At 43.0% G+C, this 614-nt stretch carries 1 protein-coding gene; it reads left to right on the top strand.

Annotation, left to right across the window (positions count from 1 at the left end; translation table 11 throughout):
• The coding region (locus ACS8FC_RS18925) for an NAD(P)H-hydrate epimerase (protein ID WP_439297925.1) at nt 1-614 on the top strand (614 nt) is incomplete at both ends.

Below are 614 nucleotides of genomic sequence, written 5' to 3'. Positions count from 1 at the left end.
CTCTTCAAATAGCGCTATCTGCCAACTGTCATTATCAACGCTTCGAAGAGATTCACAGCAGTTATAATGATTCAGAGAAAATGGTTTTATCAGCTGATGTTTATATTGATGCACTGTTTGGGATTGGGCTGGATCGTGCGCCAGAAGGTATCTATAAAGAGGCTATTAGTACTTTTAATCGTACTACTCAGCAGCATAACGCACTAGCGGTCGCCGTCGATATTCCAAGTGGATTGGTGACTTCTACTGGTGAGGTATTCGATCGTATAGCAGTACAAGCTGATGTCACCTTATGCCTGATTGCACGCAAATTCGGTTTGCATACCAAAGACGGTACGGATTATAGCGGAGATATAATAAATATACCGTTAATACCTTATCAAATGGTTCTTCAGCAAAAAGCTAGACCTCACAAAATATCTGATAAAAATGCCAATCAAGATGCTATTGAAGCATTTGAACCTGTTGCGATACTACTAACGGCTGCACATAGTATGAAGTCGCGCCGCCAAAACAGTTACAAAGGTAGCTACGGTCATGCGCTAATCATCGGTGGAAATCGCGTTGATGGCTCTCAAGGGATGGGCGGTGCAGCGATTCTGACTTCCTCTAGC

Source organism: Psychrobacter sp. 1Y4, from assembly GCF_051847555.1.
This window is presented reverse-complemented; position numbering and strand designations above follow the sequence as displayed.